Here is an 18026-nt window from a genome sequence, read left to right on the forward strand (position 1 = left end):
ATTACGTACTAGCACTGATCCGCGCCGGCGCGGTGGCGGCGATGCTGAAATCACCGAATTCCCCAGGTCAGGAGCTGAAAATCATGTACGCACACCTCGTCTGGTTCGACCGGCCGCGCACGGCGGCGGAACTGGCCGCCGCCGACTTCGCCAGCGCGAACCGCATCGCACCCGCACTGGCCACGGTGCCGGGCCTGCTCGACTACTACGAACTGCGCCGACCCGACGGTTCCGGCGTGGTGATCGGTTTCGGCGAGTCCGAGGCGGCGCTGGACGCGGTCCGCGCGGCCATCCTCGCCACCGAACTGCTGCCCGGTGAGGACCCGGCCCTGCTGCCCGGCCCGGATCGGGTGGAGATCTATCCCGTACTGCGGCACAACGACACGGCCGCCATCTACGCCGAGGAGGCGCGGTCATGAACTGGATCATGCTGGGGGAGCGCCGCTCGGTGGACTGGGACGCCACCCCGCGCGACTGCACCGCGCAGTTCCGCGTCGGCCACTTCGGTGGTGCCGTCACGGGCACGGTGCCGGTGCTGGCGGGCAGGCTGACGGTCGGTCCCGACGGGCAGCCGACCGCCGTCACCGGCGTCGCCGACCTCGCCGCCATCACCACCGGCAACGCCAGGCGCGACCGTGACCTGCGCAAACCTCGCCTGCTGGACCTCGACCGGCACCCGCGCATGTACTTCGCCGCCGACGACATCACCGGCACCGACGGGGAGTGGCGGGTCTCCGGCGTGGCCACGGTGCGCGGCCGCGACGTACCGCTGGTCTTCACCGTCACCCGGTTCACCCTCGGGGACGAGACGGTGACGGTGAGCGCCGAAGCCGTGCTGGATCGCAGGCTGCTCGGACTGCGGGTGCCCGAGTTCGTGATCGGGCGCTGCGTGCGGATCGCGGTGCAGGTGGTGCTGCGGCCCTACAGGTCGGCCAGCGCCAGCCCGGTCAGCGGGCTGCCGAGCCGGGCCAGCTCGGTATCGGTGCCCGAGGCCACGTCCACCAGCCTGATGCCGCCGCCGAGATCGCTCACATAGAAGGAGCAGCCGAGACCGGCCAGGCCGATCGCCTCCCGATAGCCGGTCGACAGCACCTTCGGCGCGCCGACCTCGGGCTGCACCGTGGCCGCGTAGAGGGCATTGCCCTCCGGTTTGCGGCCACGGTCGGTCCACACCAGGTGGCTCGGGCCGGACAGTTCCAGGTCGATCGGCTCGGGCAGGTCCTGCCACAGCAGCTCGATATCGGGGCGATCGGCCGGGTCGGCCCCGGGCGGCAGCTCGATCGGGGCGCGGAAGATGCGGCCGTCGCCCGCCTTGGCCGCGCCCTTCTGCGACCAGTAGACGAGGCGACGATCCATGTCCACGCAGATGCCGACGCACCAGTCGCGGACCTCGCGCGGGTCGCGCCCGGTCACCACGATCGGATGCAGGTCGTTGCCGTGCAGGTCGCAGGTGAGCACCGCCATGCCCTCGCGGTCGCACCAATACAGCCTGCCCGCTTCGAAATCGGCGGTGAGCTGCTTGCCGGTGGTGAAGGCGCCGGGCGCCACGATGGTGGTGCGGTTGCCGCCGTCGAGGTCGACCCGCTCGATGGAACCGTTGGGCGTGAAGAACTCCGGTTCGGTGTCCGGGTCCGCGCCGGGATCGGGCTCGCCCATGTTCGTCCAATAGATATGGCCGCGCAGCTGATCCACCACCACGCCGTCGGGGAATCGGTCGAGTCCGTCGACCACCGTGCGCACCGAGCGGCCGTCGAGCGAGACGGCGTGCATGACATTGGCTTTCAGGTCCAGCGCGAGCAGCTCGGTCATCGGTTCGGCTTCGGGTAGTCGTCGTAGAAGCCCTCGCCGGTCTTCACGCCGAGCTTGCCCGCGTCGACATAGCGATGCAGCAGCGCCTCGCGTTTGATGGCGGCCCAGATGCGATTGAAGATGAAGCCGGTGCTCTCCTTGTGCACCTGGAATGGGTGCAGGCCATATTCCGGGAACGTCTTCAGCACGAATTCCAGGACGTCCTGGGAAGTTTCGCCGTCGGACATGACATCGAGCACCGTCGACTGCGGCGGCATATAGAAATGTGTGTTGAGCATGCGGTCGGCCGTCGCCAGGCCCGAGGTGAACAGCCTGCTGGCGTAGGACGAGGAGTTCGAGGCCAGGATCGCGTCGGCGTCGGCGTCGGCCTCGAGCTGGGCGAAGATCTTCTTCTTGAGCTCCAGATTCTCCGGCACCGCCTCGACCACCAGCCAGGCGCCCGCGACCGCGTCGGCCTGCTCCGGCACGTACTCGACGGTGCCCGGCGAACCACCGGGCACCTGGGCGGCCACGTCGGGCAGCTGCTCCTCGACGAAGGCGACCGCGGCCGCGCCCGCCTCGGCGCCGGGATCGGTGATACGCACGAGTCCGCCCCGGGTGGCGAACATCAGCGCGATACGTCTGCCCAGCGTCCCCGCCCCTACGACGGCGACCGGGCGATCCAGATGATTCTGCGGAACACTGCTCACGACGACTCCCTCTGCATCCGGTGACGGGACGAACTCGGGTGGCGCGGACCTCGGTGGCTCAGCGCTTCGAGCCTAGCGGTCAGAATGTGATTGTCTTATCCTCACGTTCTTCACCTTCTTCACGTTCTTCGCACGTCAGCACTAGGGGGCTCATCCATGACCACACTGGCCTCCGGACTCTTCATCGATTGGGAAGAGCTGACGGGGCAGACGAAGTTCGTGGTCGACCTGGTGAGTTTTCCGATCTTCAGCGCGCTGGCCGGCTGGCTCACCAACTGGACCGGCGTGCTCATGCTGTTCTGGCCGGTCCAGTTCAAGGGCTTCCGGGTCCCGATGCTGCACGTGCTGTACCCGTACCTGCCGCGGCGGGTGCAGGTGCTGCCGACCTTCTCCGGCGACGGGCGCAGGCTCGGCTTCCAGGGCTTCATCCCGGCCCGGTCGGAGAAGATGGCCAGTATCTGCGTCGACAAGGCGCTGATGCGCATCGGCAGCCCGCGCGACTTCATCCACGAGCTCGACCTCGACGGCATCGGTGACTACCTCGCCGAACGGGCCCGCGACCAGGTGCAGCCGATCGTGGACGAGATCATGTACCGGGAGAACCCGGACCTGTGGCGCTCGCTGCCGCGGCCGGTGAAGCAGGCGGTCTACCAGCGCGTCGACAAGAATCTGCCCGCGCTGTGCCGACGCGCCTTCGCGAGCCTGGGCGACAACATCGACCAGCTGCTCGACGTGAAGAACTTCGTGATCAGGTACCTGGAGAAGAACCCCTACATCCTCAAGGACCTCACCACCACCATCGCGGCGCCGGAACTGAAGTTCATGGCCAGGATCGGTCTGCTCGGCGCGCCGTTCGGCCTGGTACTGGCCCTGTACCTGCACGTGCACTCGCGGATCCCGTACTGGGGTGCGGTGCCGTCGTGGGTGATCGTGCTGCTGGCCTCGGCCGCGATCGGCGTGATCGTGAACGTCATCGCGATCAAGATGGTCTTCGAGCCGGGCGACCCGCAGCCGCGCTACAAGTACCTGTGGCGCCAGGCGCTGCTGGCCAAGCGGCAGCCGCAGGCGGCGACCGACCTCGCCCACATCCTGGCCTACCAGGTGCTGACGGTGGAGAACCTGTCCAACGAGCTGCTCGAGGGCCCGAACGGGGACAAGACCAGGCAGCTGATCGAGCGGGTGGTGGCCGAGGAGATCCATCAGCAGCTCGGCCCGACCGCGTTCATGGTGCGCGCGGCGATCGGCCGCAAGGGCTTCGACAACCTGGCCACCGCGGGCGCGGGCGCTGGTCTGAGCCTGGCGCCGGGCATGGTCGACGACGAGAAGTTCGTGCTGGAACAGGCCAAAAAGATCGACGCCTTCGCCGACCGCAAGCTGCAGAAACTGACGCCGGGCGAGTTCATGGAGATGTTCTATGCCGCGGTGGAGCAGGACGCCTGGCTGCTGTACCTGCACGGTGGCGTACTCGGTGTCGCGGTGGGCGCGATGCACCTGCTGACCTTCGGCTGGTAGCCCTTCCCCAATAACAAGCACGCATGCTTGCATTTTTCTCGGCCCGCTGAGATTCTTGGTGACGAGGCGCACCCGTACCGGGTCGCGCCACGATCGGCAAGGGAACAGATGGCTGACCTCGCAGCACTCCTCGACGACTTCGCCGCCGAATGCGCGGATCTGGAAAGTCTGGTCGCACCGCTGACCCCCGCGCAGTGGCAGACCGCGACCCCGTCGCCCGGGTGGGACATCACCACCCAGATCGCCCACCTGACCTGGACCGACGAGGTCTCCGTGCTCGCCGCCACCGACGGCGACACCTTCGCGAAACTGCTCGCCGAGGCCGCGCCGAAGATGTTCACCTTCGTCGACGAGGCCGCCGAGGAAGTGGCGCGGACCCCACCGGCCGAACTGCTGGAACGCTGGCGCGCCGGCCGTGCCGAGCTGATCGCCGCGCTGGCGGCCGTGCCCGCGGGCACCAAGCTGCCCTGGTTCGGCCCGCCGATGAGCCCCGCGTCGATGATCTCGGCCCGGATCATGGAGACCTGGGCGCACGGTCAGGACGTCGCCGACGCGCTGGGTGTGGAGCGCACGCCGACCGCCCGGCTGCGCACCGTCGCCCACATCAGCGTGCGCACCCGCAACTTCGCCTACACCGTGCACGGGCAGTCGGGGCCCACCGAGGAATTCCGGGTGGAGTTGACCGCACCCGACGGCAGCCTGTGGACCTGGGGCCCGGAAGACGCGAAACAGCGCGTGAGCGGCCCGGCGGTGGACTTCTGCCTGCTCACCACCCAGCGCAGGCATCGCGACGACGCCGCGCTGGTCACCGAGGGCCCCGACGCCGAGCACTGGCTCACCATCGCCCAGGCCTTCGCCGGCCCACCGGGAGCGGGCCGGGAAGCAGGACAGTTCGCCTGATTCTTGGAACACAGGCGAGCGCCAGTCTCTGAGCGCCATCCGTGCCGACTGCCCCGGACTTCATTGGCCGGGGGCTGACCTCCGTGGCAGTCGTGAACGACGCTCGCCTGCCTTCCGGGAATACCCGCTCACCGGGTGTGAGAAACAACCGGTGCCCGGTTTCCCGTACTGACCTGTTTCGATAGGTCATTTGTCCAAGTGTGGTCCTGATCACGCCGGTCGGACGGTGCTAACTACAGCTAGCACCCCGTACCGTGGAATCAGCGCGTGGCTTTCAACGATGCGGGCCCCGTCTCCTCGGGTACACCCACAGGCACAGGAAGGACCGCATCGTGACCGCACGCCGACCCGCTCAGACCGCTCGCCTGGCCACGACCGTCGTCGCCGGCGCCGCCAGTCTCTGCCTCACCTTCGCCGCGGGCGCCTACATCGTCAACCACATGCCCGAACCCACCGCGCCATCGGGCTCCGGCGCTTCCGCGCCCGGCGCCGAACCCGTCCCCGGATTCCGTCGGCCCGCGCTCGCCGACCCGGGCACACCCCGGCTCACCACCGATATCGTCACCGTGGCGTTCGCGACCGAGCAGCCGCGCACGGCCCAGGCCGCGGCCACCCAGCAGTCCGGGGTCGGTGCGACGCCGGACGATTCGACACTGGCGGGCCGGGTGCGGATCGGCACCACCTACGTCGGCGCCCAGGTCGCGCCCGCGCGCACCGACACGATCGCGCTCACCGTGGACACCAATCTGGTGACCATGGCGTCGAAATACCTCGGTATCACCGTGGATCCGGCCGGCGTGACCGCGCTGCGCACCGAACTCGACACCCGCCGCGGCGAACTGGTCTTCGTGCTCTCCGATCCCGGCCTCGGCAGCCACACGCTGCGGGTCGAACGGGTGCAGAAGCCGGGCACCACCGCACCGGACGAGACCGCGCCCGCGGACACCGAACTCCCCGGCGAGCAGGTCGCCGAGCCCGCCGAAGAAGCGCCGACTACCGTCGGCGTGTGAGTTCTGGCGGCACCGGGCGCGGTGCGTACGACTTCTGCGTGCTCGGCGGCGGCATCGTCGGCGTGGCGACGGCCCATCGGCTGTTGACGAAGTTCCCCGGCGCGAGCCTGGTGCTGGTGGACAAGGAGGCCGGCCTCGGCGCCCACCAGACCGGCCACAACAGCGGGGTCATCCACTCCGGGATCTACTATCCGCCCGACAGTTTGAAGGCCCGGCTGTGCCGGGCCGGCGCGCGCTGGACCAAGGAGTTCGCCGCCGCCAACGACATTCCGTTCGAGGTGTGCGGAAAACTGCTGGTCGCCACGGATTCCGCCGAGCACGCGCGGATGCTGGACCTCTACGAGCGGTCCATCGCCAACGGTGTCGAGGTGGAGGCGATCGACGCGGCCGAACTGGTCCGGCGCGAGCCCCGGATCACCGGCGTCGGCGCACTGTTCGTACCCGCGACCGGGATCATCGACTACGCGAAGGTCACCGCCGCGCTCGCCGAGCAGGTGCGGGCCATGGGCGGGCGGATCGCGCTCGGCACCCGGATCGAGGCCATCGCCGAATCCGATTCGGCGGTCACCGTTTCCGGCCCGGCGGGCTCGTTCACGGCGAACACGCTGGTGGTCTGCGCCGGTTTGCAGGCCGACCGGATGGCCCGAATGGCCGGAATCCACACCGACTTCCGCATCGTGCCGTTCCGCGGCGAGTACTACCGGCTGCCCGCGACCCGCGCCGACCTGGTGCGCACGCTCATCTACCCGGTGCCGGATCCGGCACTGCCGTTCCTCGGCGTGCACCTGAGCCCGACCATCGACGGCGAGCTGACCGTCGGGCCGAACGCGGTGCTCGGGCTGTCGCGCGAGGGCTATCGCAAGGGCAGCGTCACCGCGCGGGACGCGCTGGACGTACTGGGTTTCCCCGGCTTCCACCGCGTCGCCCGCGACCATGTCCGGACCGGGGCCCGCGAGCTGCGCAATTCCCTGTTCAAGCGCGGCTATCTGGCCGAATGCCGCCGGTACTGCCCGGAACTGACCACGGCCGACCTGCTGCCGCACCGCGCGGGCATCCGCGCGCAGGCGGTGCTGCGCGACGGGACGCTGGTGCACGACTTCCTGATCGAGCGCACACCGCGCTCGATCCACGTGCTCAACGCGCCCTCACCAGCGGCGACGTCGGCGATGCCGATCGCGGAGTACCTGGTCGACCAGCTCTGAGCGTCATTCCGGCAAATAAAGAGGACATTTGTAGTAATTTTGAGCCCATCCGTGATCAGGGAGGGCCGATGGGCCACATCAGGTATGCGTGTGACGTCGGCGCCCCCGTCGACGCCGCCTTCGCCTACGCGGAGAACTTCCGCTTCGTTCCGCACTGGATGACCGGCGTCTCCGGCATCGAGGCCACCGGCGACCCAGACCGGGGTCTCGGCGCCGCCTTCGCGCTGAAAGTCCGTTTGTTCGGGGTGATTCCGTTGCGCACCACCTGCGAGATCACCGAATACCGGCGCAACGCGGTGATCGGGTATACCCTGCGTGGGCGGGTATACGGAACCGTGACACTGCGGTTCGACCCACTCGGCTACGAACGGTCGGTCCTGACCTCCGAAGCCGACTATCCACCACCACGCGGTGTGTTCGGCCGCCTGTGCCACGGCCTCGTAGACGCGGCCGCGCGATCGGCACTGCGCCGCACGGAGTCGCGGTTGCGAAGGGAGATAGAGGCATTCCACGGTACCGATCTTGTCGGCCGCATCGCCTAGGGTGGCGGTCATGATCATCGTGAGCACCGACGGGTCCTGCCTGCGTAATCCCGGTGGTGCCATCGGCTGGGCCTGGGTGAACCACCAGGGCCCGGCGGCCAGCGGGGGAGCGGCCACCGGAACCAACCAGATCGCCGAGCTCCGCGCAGTACTGGAAGCCATCCTCGCCCACCCCGGCGCCGAGCCGATGCTCATCGAGAGCGACTCGCTCTACGCCATCAAATGCGCCTCCGAGTGGATCACCGGCTGGCGGCGCAACGGCTGGCGCACCTCCACCGGGGGTGCGGTGAAGAACGTCGAGATCATCAAGCAGATCGATCGGGCCATCGCGTCCAGGGAAGGCCCGGTGCGATTCCGCTGGGTCCGCGGACACGTCGGTAACTATTTCAACGAACAGGCCGACACATTGGCGGGCGCGGCCGCCCGCGAAGTCGCCGCCCGTCCGGCGCAGGTCGCCGAACCCACCAGACCGCGGACCACGGGGAAGCCGGTCGAGCCGGCCGCGCCCTCCGGAACACTCACCCTGTTCTGAGGCGTCGACACGACCGGAGTTGGTCCGCACGAAAACGCCGCCGGCGGCAGAGTCACTCTGCCGCCGGCGGCGTTCGGATAGCGCGGTCGATCAGTTGCCGGGCGTCGGCGCGGGGGCCGGAGCCTGCGGCGTCGGCACCGTCTGACCGGGGGCAGCGCCGCCGGGCACCTGGCTGCTGTTCTTGAGCAGCGGCGAATCCAGCTTGCTGACCAGCCACTTGCCGTCGTCGGACTTCTCGAGGGTCATCTCGATGGCGAACATCATCCGGTCCGGTTCGGTCTGGGTGAAGTTGGTCCGGTACTGGGTCATGGTGACCATGGCCTTGACGTCCTCGGTGCTGCCCGAGACGTAGGCGCACTGCACGTCCTCGCCCCGCGACTTCACCTGGGCCTGGACCATCGCGCCCTTGAGGGCGTCGCTGGCGTCGCTGAATTCCTTCAGGTAGTCGCCGGTGGCGCCCGCCTTCATCGAGGCGATGTAGCCGTCCAGGTCCTTGGAGTAGTCGTAGTTGGCGAGGATGTTGCCGTACTCGCAGGCCGCCTTCGTCGAATCGGCGATGGCGTCGAGCTTGTCCGACTTGTCACTGTTCTGCAGGAAGAACACCACGGCCGCGGTGGCCGCGCCCAGGGCGACCACACCGGCCACACCAGCAGCGATCCAGCCCGTCGAGCTCGATTTGCCGGTCGAGGCGGGCGCCGCGGGGGCGGCCTCGGTCACGGTCTCGGCCTTCACGGTCGGCGCATCCAGCTCGGGGGTGGCCGCCGCGCCCTGCACGGTCGCGTCAGCCTTGGCCAGATCGGGCTTTTCCGCCGCGGCGTCCTTCTTGCTCTCGGCGTCGTCGCTGGTCATCGAATCAATCCTGCTCTTTCCCGGCGCACATATCGCACCGATTTCGTCCGTGGGTCCGTGAGCCGGACCACACGCTCTACTCCAGCGAGTATGCCCGGTCCGATGCGCGAGCACCGGGCCGGGCAGCTACTCAGTTCACCGGGATGGGTGTCCGCTCGTTCGGATCGACGCCCGGCGGCATCAGCGCGCCGTTGTTCGGCACGTTCGGGCGCGGCGCGTTGGCCGAACCACGGATCTGCTGGTCGGCGGGCGGGTTGACGCAGTAGTTCCACTTCGGGATGGACCCGTCCTGGACTTCCTCATTGCGTCGGTACTCGGTCGCGTAGTAGCAGGTCGGCCGGGGCCAGATGTCGATGACGGTGTGGAACTCGCCGTCGTGGGCGGGAATCGCGATGGACTCCAGACCCAGCGCCAGCGACGGGAACAGCAGCCGCAGCGCCGGCGTGCGCAGCTGCGCCGCCCTGGTGATGGCGACGAAGTTGGCCGCCAGGCTGCTGATCGGATCAGCCGTCTTGTCCAGCACCGCGCCCAGCGCCTCGAACTGCGCGGGGGCGTCGTCCAGCACGCTGACCAGTTCGGCGTTGGCGTTGTTGAACTGGGTCAGCAGCATGCCCGAGTTGTTGGTCAGGGTCTGCAGATCCGGCTGCGCGTGCGAGGTGGTCTCGGCGATCACCCGCAGGTTCGCGATCAGGTTGACCGTCTGCGGCAGCAGGTTGTCCAGTCCGGCCACGGCCAGGCTGACACCGTTGACCAGGCCACGCAGCTGATCCGGACCGCCGCCGAGCGCGATGTCGAGCTCGTTCAGGATGGTCTTGAACTGCTGCGGGTTCACCTGCGAGATCAGCGCGCTGGTGTCGTCGAGGACGGCCCACACCGGAACGGGGGTCTTGATCTGCTCCGGGTTGTAGTCGATCACCGCGCCGTCGCCGAGGAACGGGCCCACATCGCTCTTCGGACGGAAGTCGATGTACTGCTCGCCCGCGGCCGAGAGCGCCGCGACCTGGATGGTGGTGTCCACCGGGATCTTGTAGCTCTTGTCGATCGAGGCCTTGGCCGCGATCGCCTGACCCTGGTCGATCAGCTCGACCGAGGTGACCTTGCCGATCCGGTGGCCGCGCAGGGTCACGTCGTTGCCCGGCTGCAGACCGCCCGAGCGGTCCAGGTTCACCGTCACCTCGTACTCGGACCGCAGCGGGTTCACCCGCATCACGTTGACCAGCAGGTACGTCGCGCCGACGATCAGCACCAGGACCAGGGCGGTGTTCGCCAGCAGGATCTTGTTACCGAAGAACTTCTTCGCCTTGCTCATCGGTGACCTCCCACTCGGCCCTGCACGATCTGCAGCACCTGGATGAACGTGCCGACGAAGTCGTTCACGTCCTTCAGATCGGGGAACTTGCTGTTCGCCGGATCGGTGAGCAACCCGATGTCGAGGTTGGTCAGCGTCGCGTACGGCGCCAGCGACTTGCCCTGGAAAGTGGCGTTGGCGCCGGGCCGGATCGCGTGCAGCTGATCGAGCACGTAGCCGAAATCGTCGCCGGTCGCGGCCAGCGCGTTCATCAGGTTGTTCAGGTTGGTCAGCAGCTCGGAGAGCTGGTCACCGGTGGTGTTGGAGTAGTCGCCGAGCGCGGCGCTGGCCGTGGCCACCTTGGTGAGCAGGTCACCGATCGCCCGGTTGTTCTCGGCGATCGCGCCGATGGCCTGCGGCAGCGTGTCGGCCACCTGACCCAGCTCGTTCTTGTTGTTCTCGATGGTGTTGGCCAGCGTGTTGAACTCGGTGAGCACCGTATCGACCTTGGCGCTGTTGTTGTTCAGTTCGCCGATGACGCCGGTCATCTCGTAGATCAGGTGCGACAGGTTGCCGCCCTGCCCGTTCAGGATCGAGCCGAGCTCGGTGCCGAGCCGGCTGAGGCTGGCCACACCGCCACCGTTGAACAGCATGGACACCGAGATCAGCAGCTCCTCGACGGTGGCGCCCGCCGAGGTGAACTCCTGGGTCAGGGTGGCGCCGTCCTGCAGCGGCGGCCCGGAGGGGCTGCCCGGCTTGGGCGGCGACAGCGCGATGAACACGTCACCGAGCGGGGTGGCCTGACGCAGTTCGGCGGTGCTGCCCTGCGGCAGCACGATGTCGGTGCCGATCTGCATCTCGACCTCGGCCTGGAAGTTCTTGGTGGAGATGTCGGAGACCACTCCCACATCCGAGCCACCGATCTTCACCTTCGCCTGGTCGGGCAGGTTCAGCGCGTTGTCGAACTGCGCGTGGATCGTGTAGGTGTCGCCTTCGGCGCCCGGCTTGGGCAGCGGCAGATCCTCCACGGTGAATCCACACCCGGAGGTGATCACCACCGTGGCTGTCGCGGCCGCGGCGACCAGCGCGCGGCGGGCTTTCTTGGTCATTCGTCGCGTCATTTCGTGAGTCCGAGGAGTGCGGCGGTGAGCCCGTAGTCGGGGCCGAAGTCCTGCATGTTCCCGGAGCGGCAACCGTCGGACTGCATCTGGATCCGCTCACAGAACACGCTGACGATCTCGCCCGAGAGGGCGGTGCCGATCAGGGCGTGCAGGCGGACGAAGCGGCGTTCCTTGTCCATGGCGCCGTCGATGTTCTGCATCAGCAGCGGCACGATGTCGACGATCTCGACCATCGCGCCGGAGTTGGCGCGCAGCTGGTTGGTGACATTGGTCAGACCGGTCAGCGAGGTCGACAGCTCGTCGGCGTGCTCACCGAACATCGTGGAGGTGTTGGCCAGGAACGCGTTGAGCTGATCCAGCGTGGCCTGCAGACCCGGCGCCTGCTCGGCGAGCAGACCCGACATCGCGGTGACCCGGTTGCTGAAATCACGCACCGACTGGTCGTTGTCGGCCAGCATCGTCGTCAGCTCGTTGAGCTTGATGATGATGTTGGAGATCGCGTCCTTGTTGTCGATACCGACCTTCAAGGCGCTCGACAGGGCGTCGAGGGTTTCGCGGATCTTCTGGCCGTTGCCGTTGAGCACCGGGTAGAGCACCCGACCCGAGAGCGGGCCGAGGCCTTCGGAGCCGTCTTCGGGCTTGAGCGAGGCGGAGAACTGGTCGATGGTCTTGATCATCGTGTCCAGCTCGACCGGGGTGCGGGTGCGCGCCTTGGGCAGGTGCTCACCGGACTTCATCGACTCCCCACCGGTGAACGGCGGGGTGATCTCGATGTGGCGGTCGGTCACGATCGAGGGCGAGATGATCGCGGCGATGGCTTCTTTGGGGATCTTGACCCCGCCGTCGATGCTCATGTGGACCTCGACGTAGGTGCCCTTGGGCACGATCTTGTCGACCTTGCCGACGGCCAGGCCCAGGACCATGACGTCGTTGCCCTCGTACATGCCCGCGATGTTCTCGAAATCCGCGGTGATCTTGGTCGACATGCCGAGCGCGTCGTTGACCTGACCGGGCAGCAGCGAGCAGCTGCCCAGCGTCAGCGCGGTGGCGCCGATCATCAGCGATCGGGCCAGCGTCTTTCCGTGGCGGAAGGTCAGTTTCATCCTGCGCACCCCTGAATCACCTGAACGAAGCACAGCCAGTTGTCGGGGAACAGCCATGGCAGCGAGACGTCACCGTAGTTGCCGTTGCCCAGCGCGTTGTTGAAGTAGCGCGCGGTGGGCTGACCGATCTGCAGCAGCCGGTCGAGGTTCTCCTTGTTCTTCTGCAGACCCTCGGCCATCGTGTTCAGCTGGCCGATGGTGCCGCCGAACTGGTTGCCGTTCTCGGCGCCGATCTCCTCCAGCTGACGGGTCAGCGTGGCGATGTTGTCGAGCAGCTGCCGCAGCAGGTTCTGCCGTTCCATCACCCGGTTGGCGATGGCCTCGCCCTGGGTGATGACCAGCAGGATGCTGTTGCGGTTGTCGGCCAGCAGCTGGGTGACCCGGTTGAGGTCCTTGAGCAGGGTGTCGACCTCGGTCTTGCGCCGGTCGACGACCTTGGCCAGCGCGCCGACGCTGTCGAGCGCCTGCGCGACGAGCTCCGGCGAATCGCCGAGCTGGCTGTTGATCGTGTTGAGCGAGGCGGCCAGCTTCTTGGTGTCGAGTTCCTCGAACTTCGGCGTACCCACCTGCACCACGTCGGCGATGTTGTAGGGCACGTCGGTGTTGCTGCGCGGGATGGTCTTGTCCTTCAGACCCGAACCGTCGCCGGGCTGCAGGTCCACGTAGCGCGCGCCGAGCAGCGTGGCCATCTTGATCGCGGCGTGCGCGTCGGGGCCGAACTTCAGCGACTTGTCCACGTCCAGGGTGACCACCACGTGATCGCCCTCGATCTTGGCGCCGGTCACCGTGCCGACCTGCACGCCCGAGACCGCGACCTTGTCGCCGGTCTTGATGCCCGCGGCCTGCACGAACTCCGCGTCGATCGACTGCCTGCCGATCCCGATGAACTGATAGACCGTCGACCCGACCAGCAGCAGCACGATGACCAGCGAGCCGATCACACCGAGCCAGAAGTTGCGGTTGCCGAGGAAGGTCCGCTTGAGCTTGCTCATCGGCAGACCTCCGAGTGCGAAGTGCCACCGATCTGGCTGAACAGGCCGCGCGGGAAGAGCACACCGTAGAGCGAGATGTCCAGGCCACACAGGTAGGCGTTGGCGTGGGTGCCCTCGGAGGTCATCCGGCCCAGGTCGGCGAGCATCGACGGCATGTCGATGGCGGCCTGGTCGAGCTTGGCGCCGTTGGCGAGCAACAGGTTCAGCGCGGCGGTGGTGGAATTCTGCGCCGCCGAGAGCTGCGGCTGGATCTTGCCGACCATGCTGACCAGCGAGGTCGTGGCGTCGGCCAGGGTGGCCGTTGATGCCTGCAGCGACTGTCCCTGGTCGTAGAGCCCGCCGATCAGCGCCCTGGTCTGGGTAATCAGGGTCTCCAATTCGTCCCCTCGCTTGGCCAACCCGGCCATCACGCCGGACAGGTTGGTGATCACGTCGGACAGGATCGCGTCGCGACGCTGGAAGTCCGAGGCCAGCTGCGCGGCCTGGACGATGAAGGACGAGAGGGAGACTCCGTCACCCTGCAGCGCCTGGATCAGCGTCTCCGACATGGCGTTGACCTCGGCCGGCTCCAGCGCCTGGAACAGCGGCTGGAAACCGTTGAGCAGCGCGGAGATGTCGAACGAGGGCTCGGTGCGGTCGATCGGGATGACCGAACCGCTCTTCAGCGCCTGCGGGCTCGCCGCGTCGCCCGGGGTCAGCGCGACATAGCGCTGACCGATCAGGTTCTGGTACCGGACAAGGGCTTTGGTGTCGTCGAAGACCGTCTGGTCGCTCTGCACGATGAACGAGACCTTGGCGTCGTTCTTGCCGTCGAGCTCGATCTTCTCGACCTTGCCGACGCGCACGCCGGCCATGCGGACGTCGTCACCGGGCCGCAGGCCCAGGACATCGGTGAAGATCGCGGTGTACTTGCGGGTGTCTCCGTCGACCGTGCGAGCCAGCGTGTTCCAGACGACCACGATGACCAGCAATGAAACGAGTGCGAAGATACTGAACCCGATCAGTGGCTTGCGGATGCTCATGCGCCACCCCCGTTTTCGGACACTTGCAGGGTTCCGCCCTTCATGATCGGACCGAGCAGCAGGAATTCGGATGCCGTCGGCTTACGCCCCAGCAGTTGAGTCATCGCCGCTTCGCCCTGGTAGGAGATCGGCTTGGCGGCCGGTGCCACCGCGGGCTGCGGCGCGTCGGCCGGAGCGGCGGCGGGGCCCGCGGCGGGCGCGGGCGCGCCGCCACCGAGCAGACCGGGCAGGCCCGGCAGCTGGATCGGCGGGACCAGGCCCTCGAGCGGCGTGCCGGCGAACGGCTTCACCTCGGTGCCGTTGGCGGTCTGCATCGGCGCGATGCCCGGCGTGGTCAGGCCCGGGATGGCGGGCATGCCCGGGATGGCGACCAGCGGCGGCAGACCGGCGGCCGAGGCGAGTGCCTTCGGGCGCACGCTCTCCGGCATCGGCGGCAGGCTCACCTCGGACGGCGCGGTGAAGCAGCTCGGGCCGAGCAGGTCGCCGTAGCGCGGGCAGTCCGCGACGGTGTTGGGCTTGTACGGGGTGAAGGTCAGACCCGCGTTCCAGACCATCTGCTTGGCCGGACCACCGTGCATGGTGCTGTTCAGCGCCGCCAGCGACGGGCCGAACACGTCGAAGGTCTTGGTGATCGAGCCCGGGTCGGCGGCCAGCGCGCCCAGGGTCGCGTTCATCCCGACGGTGACCTCCTTGCCGACGTCCGGGTTGGCCGCGAACAGGTCGTTGACCCGGTCGGTGGTGGCGCTCGCACCGGCCAGCAGCGCGATCAGCTGATCGCGCTTGGTGGCGATGGTGTTCGCGGTCTGCACCGAGGAGCCGAGCACGTCGAGCAGCTCCGGCGCGGACTCGTTGAGCGCGCGGGCCGAGGCCGAGAAGTTGTCGAGCATGCCGCCCAGGTTGGGACCGGCGTCGGCGACCGTGGTCAGCCAGTGGTCCAGGCGCTGGATGGTGGAACCGGGCACCCGGCCGGAACCGTCGAGCGCCTGGGTGAGGGTGCCGAGCACGCGGCCCAGCTGCACCGGGTCGACCTCGTTGAGGATGTCGCGCACCGTGGTGAGCGTGTCCTGCAGCGCGACCGTGCCCTGGCTGGTGTCCTCCGGGATCTGCGAACCCTCGTGCAGGTACTGGTTGGACGCGCCGTTGAAGACCAGCTCCACCGAGGTGACGGCGAACAGGTTGCTCGGCACGACGCGGGCGGTGACATTGGCCGGGATGTCGCCGGCGAACTCGGGCTTGAGCTCGATGTTCACCTTCTGGACGGTGCCCTTGTCGACGATCTCGACGTCCTTGACGACGCCGACGAGCACGCCGCGGAACTTCACGTCGGCGTCCGAGGGCAGACCGTCACCGGTGGTCGACAGGTTCGCGGCCACATTGACCTTGGGCACGAAGTAGCCCTGGTACCTGGCCATCAGGAAGCCGAGGATCAGCGCGAACACCACCAGGCCACAGGCGCCGGCGACGTACAGCTGCTTCATCGTGGGTCCGCGCCCACTGGGATCGATGATCATCGCGTCTACCCCGAGATCCGGATACCGGGGTCGACGCCCCAGATCGCCAATGTCATGAACAGGTCGGCGAATACGACCAGGATGATGCACATCTTGATCGCCCGGCCGGCCGCGACGCCGACGCCTTCGGGACCACCCGAGGCGAAGAAGCCGTAGTAGCACTGGATGAACGTGGTGATCATGACGAACACGACCGCTTTGAGCAGCGAGTACAGCACGTCGGTCGGCACCAGGAATTGATAGAAGTAGTGCGAGTAGGTACCCGCCGCGGTACCGCCGATCAATTGCACCGTGACCGAGCAGGAGATGTAGGCCATCACCAGGCCGATGCAGTACAGCGGCACGATCGCGATGACCGCGGCCATCATCCGGGTGCTGACCAGGTACGGCAGCGGGCGGATGGCGATCGAGTCGAGCGCGTCGATCTCCTCGGAGATGCGCATGGCGCCGAGCTGGGCGGTGAATCGACAGCCCGCCTGTGCCGCGAAGGCCAGTGCCGCCAGCAGCGGGCCGAGCTCACGGGTGGTGGCGAAGGCCGAGATGGCGCCGGTGATCGGGCTGAGGCCGAGCAGGTTCAGCGAGGTGTGGCCCTGGATGGCCACCGTCATGCCGCCGAAGGCGCTGATGATCAGGATGACGCCGATGGTGCCGCCACCGACGACGATGTTGCCGTTACCCCACGTGACGTCGGAGAGCAGGCGCCAGATCTCCTTGGGGTACTGCTTGAACGCCAGCGGGATCGAGCCGACGGAGCGCAGGAAGAAGAAGACCTGGTGGCCGAGCCGGGCGAGCATGTCGATGGGCGCCCTGCCCACCGCCTGGAGCTGGCGCAGCGGCCGCAGCAGCGGAGGTACGTACGTTGATGACATTGGCTCAGACCACCTGTGGGGGGAAGACCGCGGCGTAGATCTGGGTGATCGCGACGTTGACGCCGAGCAACATGACCATGGAGCTCACCACCGCCGAGTTCACCGCGTTCGCGACGCCGCCGGGGCCGCCGCGGGCGTTCAGGCCCGAGTCGCAGGCGATGACCGCCGCGATGATGCCGAAGATCACCGACTTGAGCAGCGCCACCGCGAGGTCGCGGGTGACCGCGAACGAGGCGAAGGTGCTCATGTACGAACCGGGCGTGCCCGCCTGGGCGAAGATGTTGAACATGTAGCCGGTGATGAAACCGACGAAGACGACGAAGCCGCACAGCAGGAAGCTGACGATCATCGCGGCGCCGAGCCGGGGGGCGACCAGCCTGCGCAACGGATCGACGCCCATCACCTTCATCGCGTCGATCTCCTCGCGGATCGTGCGGGAGCCGAGGTCGGCGCACACGGCCGAACCGACCGCGCCGGCGATCATGATCGAGGTGACCAGGGGCGCGCCCTGCTGGATGATGCCCAGGCCGTTGGCCGCGCCGATGAACGAGGTCGCGCCGACCTGACCGGCGACGGCGCCGACCTGGATGGACACGATCACCGCGATCGGGATGGCGACGAGCAGGGTGGGCGCGGCGGCGACATTGGCCATGAACGCGCACTGGCGGACGAACTCGTCGAAGGGGAAGCGCCTGCGGAAGATCGCGACGATCAGCTCCGTGATCGCCTCGACACCCATCGTGATCTGTCGGCCGAACGTCTCGAGGGACTTCTTCGGATGGTCGTCCCAAAGGCCCTTGGTCCGGTCGACAGCTTCACTGACGCGTGAACGGGCGGGCGGACTCTCGGTCGACTGCACTGCTAATACCCCTCTCGACGCCAGGTCATCAACACCCCGACGACTTGTTTGCTTGACGCACCTTACTACGGAGTAGCGCAGAACACACCACCGACATGTGAGCGGCGTCATAGACAGAGGTCACGGTCGGAAACTGCAATGAGTCCTGCCACGACGGACCATACAGCCCGTAATTGTGGCGGCATCGACGATTGCGCGGGATGTCGTTTTCGACAG

At 67.6% G+C, this 18026-nt stretch carries 19 protein-coding genes; 8 read left to right on the forward strand and 11 right to left on the reverse strand.

Annotation, left to right across the window (positions count from 1 at the left end):
- Positions 1-83: 83 nt before the first annotated feature.
- Together EL493_RS03440 and EL493_RS03445 are read left to right on the forward strand one after the other, a co-directional pair.
- Complete coding sequence (locus tag EL493_RS03440; protein WP_019050061.1) at positions 84-419, forward strand: hypothetical protein; 336 nt, start codon at positions 84-86, stop codon at positions 417-419.
- Positions 416-1036, forward strand: coding sequence for a YceI family protein (locus EL493_RS03445; RefSeq protein ID WP_022565945.1), 621 nt, complete (start codon positions 416-418; stop codon positions 1034-1036). The genes EL493_RS03440 and EL493_RS03445 overlap by 4 nt, the downstream gene beginning before the upstream one ends.
- Here the strand turns inward: EL493_RS03445 and EL493_RS03450 are convergent.
- Both EL493_RS03450 and EL493_RS03455 read right to left on the reverse strand, forming a co-directional pair.
- Positions 922-1809, reverse strand: coding sequence for a hypothetical protein (locus tag EL493_RS03450; RefSeq protein WP_019050062.1), 888 nt, complete (start codon positions 1807-1809; stop codon positions 922-924). The genes EL493_RS03445 and EL493_RS03450 overlap by 115 nt on opposite strands.
- Complete coding sequence (locus tag EL493_RS03455; protein ID WP_022565944.1) at positions 1806-2498, reverse strand: 3-hydroxyacyl-CoA dehydrogenase family protein; 693 nt, start codon at positions 2496-2498, stop codon at positions 1806-1808. Before EL493_RS03455 ends, EL493_RS03450 begins: the two co-directional genes overlap by 4 nt.
- Before the next feature lie 156 nt (positions 2499-2654).
- Here EL493_RS03455 and EL493_RS03460 point away from each other — a divergent pair, with 156 nt between their 5' ends.
- The 6 genes from EL493_RS03460 to EL493_RS03480 all read left to right on the forward strand — a co-directional run bounded on the left by EL493_RS03460 (position 2655) and on the right by EL493_RS03480 (position 8196).
- Positions 2655-4010, forward strand: coding sequence for a hypothetical protein (locus tag EL493_RS03460; protein ID WP_019050064.1), 1356 nt, complete (start codon positions 2655-2657; stop codon positions 4008-4010).
- A gap of 108 nt (positions 4011-4118) precedes the next feature.
- Complete coding sequence (locus tag EL493_RS03465) at positions 4119-4910, forward strand: TIGR03084 family metal-binding protein (RefSeq protein WP_019050065.1); 792 nt, start codon at positions 4119-4121, stop codon at positions 4908-4910.
- Positions 4911-5242: 332 nt separating this feature from the next.
- The gene (locus tag EL493_RS32880) at positions 5243-5920 is read left to right on the forward strand and encodes a hypothetical protein (protein WP_019050066.1); all 678 of its coding nucleotides are present in this window, start codon (positions 5243-5245) and stop codon (positions 5918-5920) included.
- The gene (gene lhgO, locus EL493_RS32885) at positions 5917-7122 is read left to right on the forward strand and encodes an L-2-hydroxyglutarate oxidase (protein WP_019050067.1); all 1206 of its coding nucleotides are present in this window, start codon (positions 5917-5919) and stop codon (positions 7120-7122) included. The genes EL493_RS32880 and lhgO overlap by 4 nt, the downstream gene beginning before the upstream one ends.
- A gap of 68 nt (positions 7123-7190) precedes the next feature.
- The gene (locus EL493_RS03475; protein WP_019050068.1) at positions 7191-7664 is read left to right on the forward strand and encodes an SRPBCC family protein; all 474 of its coding nucleotides are present in this window, start codon (positions 7191-7193) and stop codon (positions 7662-7664) included.
- A gap of 10 nt (positions 7665-7674) precedes the next feature.
- Complete coding sequence (locus tag EL493_RS03480; protein WP_022565943.1) at positions 7675-8196, forward strand: ribonuclease H family protein; 522 nt, start codon at positions 7675-7677, stop codon at positions 8194-8196.
- A 90-nt stretch (positions 8197-8286) separates the two neighbouring features.
- Here EL493_RS03480 and EL493_RS03485 read toward each other — a convergent pair whose 3' ends face one another.
- From EL493_RS03485 to EL493_RS03525, 9 genes are all read right to left on the reverse strand, one after another.
- Complete coding sequence (locus tag EL493_RS03485; protein ID WP_019050070.1) at positions 8287-9045, reverse strand: hypothetical protein; 759 nt, start codon at positions 9043-9045, stop codon at positions 8287-8289.
- 130 nt (positions 9046-9175) lie between these two features.
- Positions 9176-10354 carry an MlaD family protein gene (locus EL493_RS03490; protein ID WP_019050071.1) on the reverse strand — a complete coding sequence of 393 codons (1179 nt, stop codon included), beginning with the start codon at positions 10352-10354 and terminating at the stop codon, positions 9176-9178.
- Positions 10351-11442, reverse strand: a complete 1092-nt coding sequence (locus EL493_RS03495) for an MCE family protein (RefSeq protein WP_019050072.1) — start codon at positions 11440-11442, stop codon at positions 10351-10353. Before EL493_RS03495 ends, EL493_RS03490 begins: the two co-directional genes overlap by 4 nt.
- Positions 11443-11450: 8 nt before the next feature.
- The gene (locus tag EL493_RS03500; protein WP_019050073.1) at positions 11451-12557 is read right to left on the reverse strand and encodes an MCE family protein; all 1107 of its coding nucleotides are present in this window, start codon (positions 12555-12557) and stop codon (positions 11451-11453) included.
- Entirely contained in the window at positions 12554-13549 is a 996-nt protein-coding gene (locus tag EL493_RS03505; protein WP_019050074.1) for an MCE family protein, read from the reverse strand. The genes EL493_RS03500 and EL493_RS03505 overlap by 4 nt, the downstream gene beginning before the upstream one ends.
- Positions 13546-14571 (reverse strand): MCE family protein, encoded by a 1026-nt coding sequence (locus EL493_RS03510; protein WP_019050075.1) that lies wholly within the window; start codon positions 14569-14571, stop codon positions 13546-13548. The genes EL493_RS03505 and EL493_RS03510 overlap by 4 nt, the downstream gene beginning before the upstream one ends.
- Positions 14568-16082 (reverse strand): MlaD family protein, encoded by a 1515-nt coding sequence (locus tag EL493_RS03515; protein ID WP_022565942.1) that lies wholly within the window; start codon positions 16080-16082, stop codon positions 14568-14570. Before EL493_RS03515 ends, EL493_RS03510 begins: the two co-directional genes overlap by 4 nt.
- 5 nt (positions 16083-16087) lie before the next feature.
- Positions 16088-16951 carry an MlaE family ABC transporter permease gene (locus EL493_RS03520; protein WP_022565941.1) on the reverse strand — a complete coding sequence of 288 codons (864 nt, stop codon included), beginning with the start codon at positions 16949-16951 and terminating at the stop codon, positions 16088-16090.
- Between the two features lie 4 nt (positions 16952-16955).
- A complete protein-coding gene (locus EL493_RS03525) occupies positions 16956-17810 on the reverse strand; it encodes an MlaE family ABC transporter permease (RefSeq protein ID WP_019050078.1) in 855 nt (284 codons plus the stop codon).
- Positions 17811-18026: the final 216 nt, after the last annotated feature.

Origin of the sequence: Nocardia asteroides (assembly GCF_900637185.1) — a bacterium.
GTDB lineage: Bacteria > Actinomycetota > Actinomycetes > Mycobacteriales > Mycobacteriaceae > Nocardia > Nocardia asteroides.

What these genes read in the sequence shown, in the direction of transcription:
- EL493_RS03440 (WP_019050061.1), top strand. Translation starts at nt 84, where the DNA reads ATGTACGCACACCTCGTCTGGTTCGACCGGCCGCGCACGGCGGCGGAA.
- EL493_RS03445 (WP_022565945.1), top strand. Translation starts at nt 416, where the DNA reads ATGAACTGGATCATGCTGGGGGAGCGCCGCTCGGTGGACTGGGACGCC.
- EL493_RS03450 (WP_019050062.1), bottom strand. Translation starts at nt 1,809, where the DNA reads ATGACCGAGCTGCTCGCGCTGGACCTGAAAGCCAATGTCATGCACGCC.
- EL493_RS03460 (WP_019050064.1), top strand. Translation starts at nt 2,655, where the DNA reads ATGACCACACTGGCCTCCGGACTCTTCATCGATTGGGAAGAGCTGACG.
- EL493_RS03465 (WP_019050065.1), top strand. Translation starts at nt 4,119, where the DNA reads ATGGCTGACCTCGCAGCACTCCTCGACGACTTCGCCGCCGAATGCGCG.
- EL493_RS03475 (WP_019050068.1), top strand. Translation starts at nt 7,191, where the DNA reads ATGGGCCACATCAGGTATGCGTGTGACGTCGGCGCCCCCGTCGACGCC.
- EL493_RS03480 (WP_022565943.1), top strand. Translation starts at nt 7,675, where the DNA reads ATGATCATCGTGAGCACCGACGGGTCCTGCCTGCGTAATCCCGGTGGT.
- EL493_RS03485 (WP_019050070.1), bottom strand. Translation starts at nt 9,045, where the DNA reads ATGACCAGCGACGACGCCGAGAGCAAGAAGGACGCCGCGGCGGAAAAG.
- EL493_RS03490 (WP_019050071.1), bottom strand. Translation starts at nt 10,354, where the DNA reads ATGAGCAAGGCGAAGAAGTTCTTCGGTAACAAGATCCTGCTGGCGAAC.
- EL493_RS03495 (WP_019050072.1), bottom strand. Translation starts at nt 11,442, where the DNA reads ATGACCAAGAAAGCCCGCCGCGCGCTGGTCGCCGCGGCCGCGACAGCC.
- EL493_RS03500 (WP_019050073.1), bottom strand. Translation starts at nt 12,557, where the DNA reads ATGAAACTGACCTTCCGCCACGGAAAGACGCTGGCCCGATCGCTGATG.
- EL493_RS03505 (WP_019050074.1), bottom strand. Translation starts at nt 13,549, where the DNA reads ATGAGCAAGCTCAAGCGGACCTTCCTCGGCAACCGCAACTTCTGGCTC.
- EL493_RS03510 (WP_019050075.1), bottom strand. Translation starts at nt 14,571, where the DNA reads ATGAGCATCCGCAAGCCACTGATCGGGTTCAGTATCTTCGCACTCGTT.
- EL493_RS03515 (WP_022565942.1), bottom strand. Translation starts at nt 16,082, where the DNA reads ATGATCATCGATCCCAGTGGGCGCGGACCCACGATGAAGCAGCTGTAC.
- EL493_RS03520 (WP_022565941.1), bottom strand. Translation starts at nt 16,951, where the DNA reads ATGTCATCAACGTACGTACCTCCGCTGCTGCGGCCGCTGCGCCAGCTC.